Annotated in this window: 8 protein-coding genes, 1 tRNA gene and 1 pseudogene; 3 read left to right on the forward strand and 7 right to left on the reverse strand. The window is 36.2% G+C overall.

Annotated elements, in window-relative coordinates:
* Positions 1 to 93 precede the first annotated feature (93 nt).
* Positions 94 to 207 (forward strand): annotated as a pseudogene (locus MKL32_RS16175) (hypothetical protein); the annotation flags it as partial.
* Positions 208 to 261: 54 nt separating this feature from the next.
* Here MKL32_RS16175 and MKL32_RS02040 read toward each other — a convergent pair.
* The 4 genes from MKL32_RS02040 to MKL32_RS02055 form a co-directional block, all read right to left on the reverse strand.
* The gene (locus MKL32_RS02040) at positions 262 to 507 is read right to left on the reverse strand and encodes a hypothetical protein (RefSeq protein WP_227545378.1); all 246 of its coding nucleotides are present in this window, start codon (positions 505 to 507) and stop codon (positions 262 to 264) included.
* Positions 508 to 1,067: 560 nt separating this feature from the next.
* Positions 1,068 to 1,143 (reverse strand) — tRNA-Arg (locus tag MKL32_RS02045).
* Between the two features lie 120 nt (positions 1,144 to 1,263).
* Positions 1,264 to 1,827: a hypothetical protein gene (locus MKL32_RS02050; RefSeq protein ID WP_004962465.1), complete on the reverse strand. Its 564-nt coding sequence runs from the start codon at positions 1,825 to 1,827 to the stop codon at positions 1,264 to 1,266.
* Between the two features lie 144 nt (positions 1,828 to 1,971).
* The gene (locus MKL32_RS02055; protein ID WP_039048314.1) at positions 1,972 to 2,661 is read right to left on the reverse strand and encodes a putative quorum-sensing-regulated virulence factor; all 690 of its coding nucleotides are present in this window, start codon (positions 2,659 to 2,661) and stop codon (positions 1,972 to 1,974) included.
* Positions 2,662 to 2,909: 248 nt separating this feature from the next.
* Between MKL32_RS02055 and MKL32_RS02060 the strand changes: the two genes are divergently transcribed.
* Complete coding sequence (locus tag MKL32_RS02060) at positions 2,910 to 4,142, forward strand: alpha/beta hydrolase (RefSeq protein ID WP_125272796.1); 1,233 nt, start codon at positions 2,910 to 2,912, stop codon at positions 4,140 to 4,142.
* 58 nt (positions 4,143 to 4,200) lie between these two features.
* Here the strand turns inward: MKL32_RS02060 and MKL32_RS02065 are convergent, their stop codons facing one another.
* Entirely contained in the window at positions 4,201 to 4,989 is a 789-nt protein-coding gene (locus MKL32_RS02065; protein ID WP_125272795.1) for a DUF695 domain-containing protein, read from the reverse strand.
* Between the two features lie 194 nt (positions 4,990 to 5,183).
* Here MKL32_RS02065 and glyA point away from each other — a divergent pair, with 194 nt between their 5' ends.
* Positions 5,184 to 6,437 carry a serine hydroxymethyltransferase gene (glyA, locus tag MKL32_RS02070; protein ID WP_004915215.1) on the forward strand — a complete coding sequence of 418 codons (1,254 nt, stop codon included), beginning with the start codon at positions 5,184 to 5,186 and terminating at the stop codon, positions 6,435 to 6,437.
* Between the two features lie 47 nt (positions 6,438 to 6,484).
* Here glyA and MKL32_RS02075 read toward each other — a convergent pair whose 3' ends face one another.
* Entirely contained in the window at positions 6,485 to 6,733 is a 249-nt protein-coding gene (locus MKL32_RS02075; RefSeq protein WP_004962453.1) for a YfhL family 4Fe-4S dicluster ferredoxin, read from the reverse strand.
* 3 nt (positions 6,734 to 6,736) lie between these two features.
* Positions 6,737 to 8,104, reverse strand: a complete 1,368-nt coding sequence (gene trhP, locus MKL32_RS02080; RefSeq protein WP_039048317.1) for a prephenate-dependent tRNA uridine(34) hydroxylase TrhP — start codon at positions 8,102 to 8,104, stop codon at positions 6,737 to 6,739.
* Positions 8,105 to 8,331: the final 227 nt, after the last annotated feature.

Below are 8,331 nucleotides of genomic sequence, written 5' to 3' on the forward strand. Positions count from 1 at the left end.
CAGTAAATTTAGATGTTTTCATGCAGAATCTCCTGCTCGTATCTTAAGAGAAAATTCTACTTTTAGATCCTATTATTTTTAGGGGGGATTACCAATGGAGCGAGTTCAGAAATGGTGATTCATGGAGGTCACTCAATACAAGAAACGCCTGAGGCAGTTTTAGAGATTCGCCGTATACTACGTTTACATATTAAAGATATCAAATAGGTATATATTTATATCTAAATAATATCGAAAATATTTAAATAATTTCCCCGACTTTTAATAATAGTCTTTATAAAAGACTTTTTTGATTGGAATAATGGCTTGATTAATTTCTTTTGGGATACTTTTTAACATGAGTCTTTTTTCATTGATCAATAGAAGGTGATTTTGATAGTAAGTTTTTTTAGGAATTAAAATCAAAGGTGTTGTAACTTTTAAAGACTTCTGAGCTGTTAAATCAATTATGGAATCTTCATTTTCTAACCAAAAATGCTCTTTGGCGTTAAGATTTTTTCCATGCATGAGTTTAAAGTTTGAGAAGCCTTGATCTTTGAAAACACTTAAGAGAAAAGCATGAACGATAAGCCCGTAATTGATGTCATCAATTTGATTCTGATTAGAAAAGATAAAGTTTTCATTGATGTAACTTGTTGCACATAAAAGAATGGTGTGTAACTCAAGTAACTTTTAGCCTCTGACTTCCATGTAATACCCACATAAATAAAATGCTTTAAAAGTAATAAATGATTACTTTAATTATCGTGTGAATTTTATATTGGAAACTTATCCTTATGCGTCAAAATGAAAGATACTTTAGTCTAAAGAGAATCATCATTTCTATTTAAATACTTTCTTTGCTTAGTCGTAAAATCTTTATATTAAAGAAATTAAGATAGCGATTTAATACAGTAAACTTTTATATAAGTTAGATAACTAATTGGTCAGAATGAAATATGAGAAAGACTTATCACTTACCGTAATCTATACGGTAATTATTGAGAATGCATCAGAAGAAGTAATAATAAGCTCAATCAAAAAATTGTTATATTGAAATAGTTTTGAAATGATTTGAGAAAAGATTGTGGTGCGCTCAGCGGGACTCGAACCCACGCCACAGGCTTCGGAGACCTGTACTCTATCCTGTTGAGCTATGAGCGCATGCGAGCCACATGATAGGCAAAAAAATCATATAGGTAAATATAAACATGAACACCAAGTGATTTCTTGCTTATTAAAAGAGCAATTATTCAAATTATGTTCTTATTTATAAGGTCAAATTTATAAATGTTGAACTGAATAATTAATTAGCTTAAGTGTTTGATTCAGTTGAGTCGGTGGAATGCGGCTTTCTTGTAAGGAGGTAATCCACTGCATTTGACATGCTTTTAATTGTTGCACGGTTTTTATTGTTTGAATCTTTTGGATTAAAGGACGAGCCATCAAACCGCAATAGGTGGTTAGTGTTTGGATCATCACTTGTTGAATCTCTACAAAAGGTAATTTTTCAAGTTCAATATTTTCAAATGTTTCTTCATCAGAGCTTGGTGTTGTTGAATGATTATTTTCAAGCGGTTCTGTAATTGCTGATTGAATGATAGGAGCAGTTTGTTCCAAAGGTATTTCTTTTATATTTGTTGGCTCTGCCTGTTGGGCGAGTAAACCCATGTCAATCAGTTGTTGAACAAGCTCAGATGGTGCAATTTTTTCTTTGTAGTTATGGTCTAGTTCTTGAAAGTCTTCGTGATCAATAAGTAATAGTAGTCGTCGTTGTTTTGCAGTCAAAGCGATATTGCGTTGTTGCAATGCATTTTGTCCAAGTTCCGTTTTAAAAAAATGTGACATCTCTTAATCTCCCCCAGTCAAGATCTAGATGGAGATTAAGATATAGTTGAAAAGTGACAGAAATGTTAACAAATTATTAAATATCATCTATTTGCATAAAGTAAATAGAAAATAATTGAACTTATTGAAAATTAACGTGCTTTTTTAGACGATATTTTTTTCTAGTGCCTTTCTTAAGTACGGATCGAGATCATCTTGTCGCATTAACCATTGCACATAATCTGTTGGTAAATCAGAGATCGAAGTGCCTTTGTGTTTACCGAAGCTAATTGATTTTGGAATGCGTGCCTCTTCTGAAGCTACATAGAGTTGTTCAATTGTTTGGATATTTAAATGATGGATGATATGCATCAAAATATTGGCTGTTAAAATAATATCTGCATCAGCTCTATGTGCGCCTTTCAGCATTTCACGAGCTTTATCACTTCCTTTCGAAATTAAATAAATTAATGCAGAAATATTATGCGCTTCTGCATTTTCCCATACGCGACGAGCAAGCGCTAGCGTACAAATAGGCTTTAATTTGGAAACATCAACACCACATTTCGCAATTGCTGAAATATCGTAATCAACATTGTGACCAATGATATACGCAGTTTGTTCTGGTAATTCGAATTCATTATAAAAAGGTTGATCTATCAAATCCGATTCAAGAATATGATGAACTGCCATAGCGGCGTATGAGATCGGTTGACCGACTTGATAGAGTTGATCAAAAATTTTGGTTTTATCTAAACTTAATTTACCACTCTCTATCTCGATTGGTGCATATGCAATTTCTATCGGTAAGCCATTCAATGTATGGGTTTCAGTATCTAAAATGATAGCTTGCATTGGGTCATGACCTAAGTGAAGTAGAGTGGATTTGATATCTTACTCGAAATTATGCCTCAACCAAGATGTGTTCGATTCGCAATCGCTATATTCCTCTGGTAATTCGATTTTTTGATTAAAAATAAATCTTATTTTGCTGATGAAAAGACTTGAAACGCATTTCGAATAAGCGTAATTGTTGACAGTGAAATGCTTTAGAAAAGATCTAAAGATGCATCAAAAATAAAATAGTTAAGGAAAAACTATATATGAAAATGAAATTATTAACGGTTGTTATGCTGAGTTCAAGCCTTGTTCTAACGGCTTGTGGTGGAAGTGACGATTCAAGCTATACATCGAAACCAAGCATTCCTGAAAACAACTTTAAAAATCCAGTAGTTGGAATGCCCGTTGCTTACACAAAAACTGATTTCTCGGCATTTGCTTCTGAAAGCTCTGTCATGACATATAAAATGTTGGGACAAAATGGCAAAGAAACATTAGCGACTAGTTTGATATTCGTTCCAAAGGGAACGATGCCATCAGGTGGTTGGAAAGTTGTCGTTTGGGCACATGGAACAACGGGAGTTGCTGATCAATGTGCGCCTAGTCGAAATGCAACGAATATCTATATACAAGACATGATTAATAAATTTCTTGCAGCTGGCTATGTTGTTGTAGCTCCAGATTACGAAGGTTTAGGTGAACCAAGTGGGAGAGAATTACATCCATTTTTAAATGTTAAGAGTGAAGCATACTCAATTACGGATGCTGTTGTTGCAGCAAGATCTTATTTGGCGAGTCAGGGGAAAGTGCTTTCACGTCAATGGGTGACTGTAGGGCATTCTCAAGGTGGGCAGGCAGCACTGGGTGCAGCGCAATATGCGAGTCGCGCTAAATTGGATTATAGAGGCACGGTCGCAGTAGCTCCAGCATCGAACTTAGGAGCAATTCTAGTTAAAGGTGAGCAATCTGTTGAAAATGCACCTATCGCTCAGCAAATCCAAATGTATGCTCAACTTGATACTTTTACTGCATTAATTACAGCAGGGATAAGAAATCTGCAACCTACTTTTAATTATATTAACGTCTTTAAATCACCAACGGATGAGATTGCAAGTCGAGCAGAATTAGATTGTTACGATCAGGTTGGTCAGAAGTTCGGTGCGGCAATGCAAACGTATGCATTCACAAATGGTAGTCTAGCTAACTATCCACGAACTCAAACTAATTTTATGGCAATTCCATTGGTTAAGACTTTCTTGGAGAATGATTCACAGCCTGCACAAGTTAAACTGAGCCAACCTGCGCTAATTTATCAGGGTGGTAAAGATACAACAGTTCCTCGTGAAGCAACGGATGGTCTTGTCTTGTTAGCACGAAGTAAAGGATCGCAAATTCAATATTTTACTAATGCGGAATGGGATCATGGCACTGCTTATGTGCTAAATATCTCAAATATTGTTAACGATGTGAAAACATTGATGCCTGCGAGCAATTAATTTAAAAATCGCGTTTATTCGCCCAGTATTTCAGCTAAATGAAATACTGGGCTTGTTGTTAATCAATAACTACTTCCGTTTCCCAACCGTCATATTCAGCATTGTAAAGCTTGCATAACTCGAATAATTCTAAAGTACAACGATCTATTGAATATTGATCAACGTGATCTATCCGAGAAATTTGTAGAGAAAACTTCATATGTTCATCATCAAGCTGATCGATTTGTACAACTTCAAAACCTAAAGCTTGAGTCTTGAGTACACATTCAGCTAAGTCTGTTTCATTTTGGAAGAAAAGCCAATGACATACAGGTCGTGCTATCTGTAGACGATCACCATGATGAAGAAGATTCTCAACAACAGCTCGATTAGATATAGTCTGTAATATTTCTGGAGTAGGGTACATGCATTTAAAATATGAAGACCAATCTGGTTCATCGCGGTGACCAGTTTGATAGGAATATTGAGAGAATTTTTGCATGATAAGTTGAATTTTATGTTCTAAGACAGTCGCATCCTTACAATAAAAATAGAACTCTCTCACTTTATTATGTGTCAATCTCCCTACATATATGCTCTGACTTCCATCTGTTAGGCTAGGTATGATTTCATCCTCAAAAACCATTAAATGGTCAAATTCTTCACTTGAAGATAAGCCATCTTCTCGAGGTTGATTCATTTTAATTTCTAGCCAAATTAATTGTAATCTTTGTGATATAGGTGCGATTTCAGCTAAGGCTAAATTAACAAAATAGCTTGCAGGCATCTCATCAATTTGACACATGTAGTAATTCCAGTTTTCTGGAAGTTGGAATTCATGATTGTTCAGAGTATTTTCGAAGTCCATTTTTTATACCAAATTTTAATTATTTAAAAGCTTGTTAGATTCTTCATCATTTTCATTGATATCGGAACATTCAGAATGAATAAAATTCACGAATAATTAAATAAATATCAATCTGTGAAAAGGCAAACTTCATGCTACAATACGCACCAATCTTTAGCACGGCTTAAAAGCCCTAATTTATAGGACCCCCGCTAATGTTTGCCAATATTTCTATTGCTCAATTTGATCCAGAATTAGCTCAAGCGATTGCTTCTGAAGGCGAACGCCAAGAAGCTCACATTGAGTTAATTGCATCAGAAAACTATTGCTCTCCAGCAGTTATGGAAGCTCAAGGATCAAAACTTACGAACAAATATGCAGAAGGTTATCCTGGCAAACGCTATTATGGCGGTTGTGAATATGTTGACGTAATTGAACAACTTGCAATCGACCGTGCGAAAGCATTGTTCGGTGCTGATTATGCAAACGTTCAACCACATGCAGGTTCACAAGCAAACTCGGCTGTGTATTTAGCGCTTCTCAACCCAGGTGATACAGTACTTGGTATGAGCTTAGCTCACGGTGGTCACTTGACTCACGGTGCTAAAGTAAGTTTTTCTGGTAAAACATACAACGCTGTTCAATACGGTTTAAACCCTGAAACGGGTGAGATCGATTATGAAGAAGTTGAACGTTTAGCTTTGGAACACAAGCCGCGTATGATCGTTGCTGGTTTCTCTGCGTATAGCCAAGTTGTTGATTGGCAGCGTTTCCGTGAAATCGCTGATAAAGTTGGTGCTTATCTTTTTGTTGATATGGCTCACGTTGCAGGTTTAGTTGCTGCTGGTGTTTACCCGAACCCAGTTCAAATTGCTGATGTAACAACGACTACTACTCATAAAACGCTTCGCGGTCCACGTTCTGGCTTAATCCTTGCAAAAGCAAATGAAGAAATCGAGAAGAAACTTCAATCTGCAGTATTCCCTGGTAACCAAGGTGGTCCTTTGATGCACGCAATTGCTGCTAAAGCAATTTGTTTCAAAGAAGCGATGTCTGATGAGTTTAAAACTTACCAACAACAAGTCGTGAAAAATGCTCAAGCTATGGCTGAAGTATTAATTTCACGTGGTTATGATGTTGTTTCAGGTGGTACAGAAAATCATTTATTCTTATTGTCTTTAATCAAACAAGACGTAACGGGTAAAGATGCTGATGCATGGTTAGGTGCAGCACACATTACTGTAAACAAAAATGCAGTTCCAAATGATCCACGTTCTCCATTCGTTACTTCTGGTATCCGTATCGGTACTCCAGCTGTTACAACTCGTGGTTTTGGTGAATCTGAAGTTCGTGAACTTGCAGGTTGGATTGCTGACATCATCGACAGTAAAGGTGATGAAAAAGTTATCGCTGAAGTGAAAGCTAAAGTAGAAGCTGTTTGTGCAAAATTCCCAGTATATGCAAACTAATTTGTATATCTAAAAAAAGCGCCGTAAGGCGCTTTTTTATTTGTAACTTACTGTGATTTTAATCTTCGAAACTTTTCTAAAAGTTCTGAATGTGATTCATTAAGTTGTGGATCAGGTTTAACGCAATCTATCGGGCAAACTGCAATACAAGTCGGTGCATCATAAAAACCGACACATTCTGTGCAACGTTCGGTATCGATTTCATAAATTTTAGCACCTTCATATATTGCTTCGTTTGGACATTCTGGTAAGCACATATCACAGTTGATACATGCGGTAGTAATCATAAGAGCCATGAATTAATGTGCTGAGTATGCTAAAGAGGCTGATGATAATTGCTGTTTTGCTTGAGGTAAGTTCCGAATCAGCAATGCATAACGAATATCAATTTCTTGTGGAAATGGTATTTCAACCGTATGACCTGAACCTTTTGCATTATCGATAAGATTACCTTTGAGATCACGCATTTGTTCGAGCACAAAATGGACGTTGCCTTTCGGTGTCATTAATTCAAGTGAGTCCCCAACAATAAATTTATTTTTGACTTCAACTCTGATGAAGTCACCATTCCTTTCTAGTACTTCACCGCAGAATTGTTGAAAGTCAAAATGTGATGAGCCATCTTCATAATTTTGATATTCACTATGAGTATGGCGACGTAAAAAACCTTCTGTGTAGCCACGGTTAGCTAAACCTTCAAGTTGTGTCATTAGACTTTGATCAAAAGATTTACCCGATAATGCATCATCAATTGCTTTTCGATAAATTTGTGCGGTGCGGGCACAATAAAAGTAAGATTTGGTTCGACCTTCAATTTTTAGTGAAGCGACGCCCATTTGGCTCAGCCTCTCGACATGTTGCACCGCGCGAAGATCTTTAGAATTCATGAAATAAGTACCATGCTCATCTTCTTCGGCAGCAAACATATCCTCATCGTTGCGTTGTACTAATACTGGATTGATAGTATTACGCTCATGTGATGATTTAGAACAACATGATTTTGAATTTTCGAAATGTTGAACAGGGATAACATCTCCATTTGAATCTTCTTGTGCGTCATGGATTTTATATTCCCAACGACAAGCATTGGTACATGCTCCTTGATTGGCATCACGTTTATTCATGTAACCCGATAGTAGACATCGACCAGAATAGGCCATACATAAGGCGCCATGTACAAATACTTCTAACTCAATATCTGGCACGTTATTTTTAATTTCTTCAATTTCGTCTAAAGATAACTCACGTGAAAGAATTACACGGCTTAAGCCATAGTCTTTCCAAAACTTAACTGTAGCCCAATTGATGGCATTTGCTTGTACTGATAGGTGAATTGGCATATCAGGAAAATGCTCACGAACCATCATGATTAACCCTGGGTCGGACATGATTAATGCATCTGGTTTCATTTCAATAATTGGGGATAGATCACGTATGAAATTTTTTAATTTACTATTATGTGGCTGGATATTGACGACGACATAAAATTTTTTACCAAGAGAGTGAGCTTCTTCTATGCCAATTTTAAGATTGTCATGATCAAACTCATTATTTCTGACACGTAAACTATAACGTGGTTGCCCTGCATAGACAGCATCTGCTCCGTAAGCAAAAGCATAACGCATATTTTTTAGTGAACCAGCAGGAGAGAGTAATTCAGTATTCATGATGCAATAAAGGCATATTTAAAATAAGGGATTATTTTAAGAAGTTCAAACTATAGATTCAACCAAGTAATTTACTCAGGATTTTTAATGTGTTAGACCCAATTTAAGTGTCAATAAAAAAGCACCCGAAGGCACTGCTGTCCCACAAATATCACAAGATGAACCTCAATTGAGGTTCTTCTTGTTTTCGCCATTTTTTATCAGGCACAAAGAGTGACCTTAAAAGT

Source organism: Acinetobacter sp. AOR34_HL, from assembly GCF_027854795.1.
GTDB lineage: Bacteria > Pseudomonadota > Gammaproteobacteria > Pseudomonadales > Moraxellaceae > Acinetobacter > Acinetobacter junii.

Excerpts from the sequence above, each read along its gene's own strand:
- MKL32_RS02040 (WP_227545378.1), bottom strand. The coding sequence starts at position 507 with ATGCATGGAAAAAATCTTAACGCCAAAGAGCATTTTTGGTTAGAAAAT.
- MKL32_RS02050 (WP_004962465.1), bottom strand. The coding sequence starts at position 1,827 with ATGTCACATTTTTTTAAAACGGAACTTGGACAAAATGCATTGCAACAA.
- MKL32_RS02055 (WP_039048314.1), bottom strand. The coding sequence starts at position 2,661 with ATGCAAGCTATCATTTTAGATACTGAAACCCATACATTGAATGGCTTA.
- MKL32_RS02060 (WP_125272796.1), top strand. The coding sequence starts at position 2,910 with ATGAAAATGAAATTATTAACGGTTGTTATGCTGAGTTCAAGCCTTGTT.
- MKL32_RS02065 (WP_125272795.1), bottom strand. The coding sequence starts at position 4,989 with ATGGACTTCGAAAATACTCTGAACAATCATGAATTCCAACTTCCAGAA.
- glyA (WP_004915215.1), top strand. The coding sequence starts at position 5,184 with ATGTTTGCCAATATTTCTATTGCTCAATTTGATCCAGAATTAGCTCAA.
- MKL32_RS02075 (WP_004962453.1), bottom strand. The coding sequence starts at position 6,733 with ATGGCTCTTATGATTACTACCGCATGTATCAACTGTGATATGTGCTTA.
- trhP (WP_039048317.1), bottom strand. The coding sequence starts at position 8,104 with ATGAATACTGAATTACTCTCTCCTGCTGGTTCACTAAAAAATATGCGT.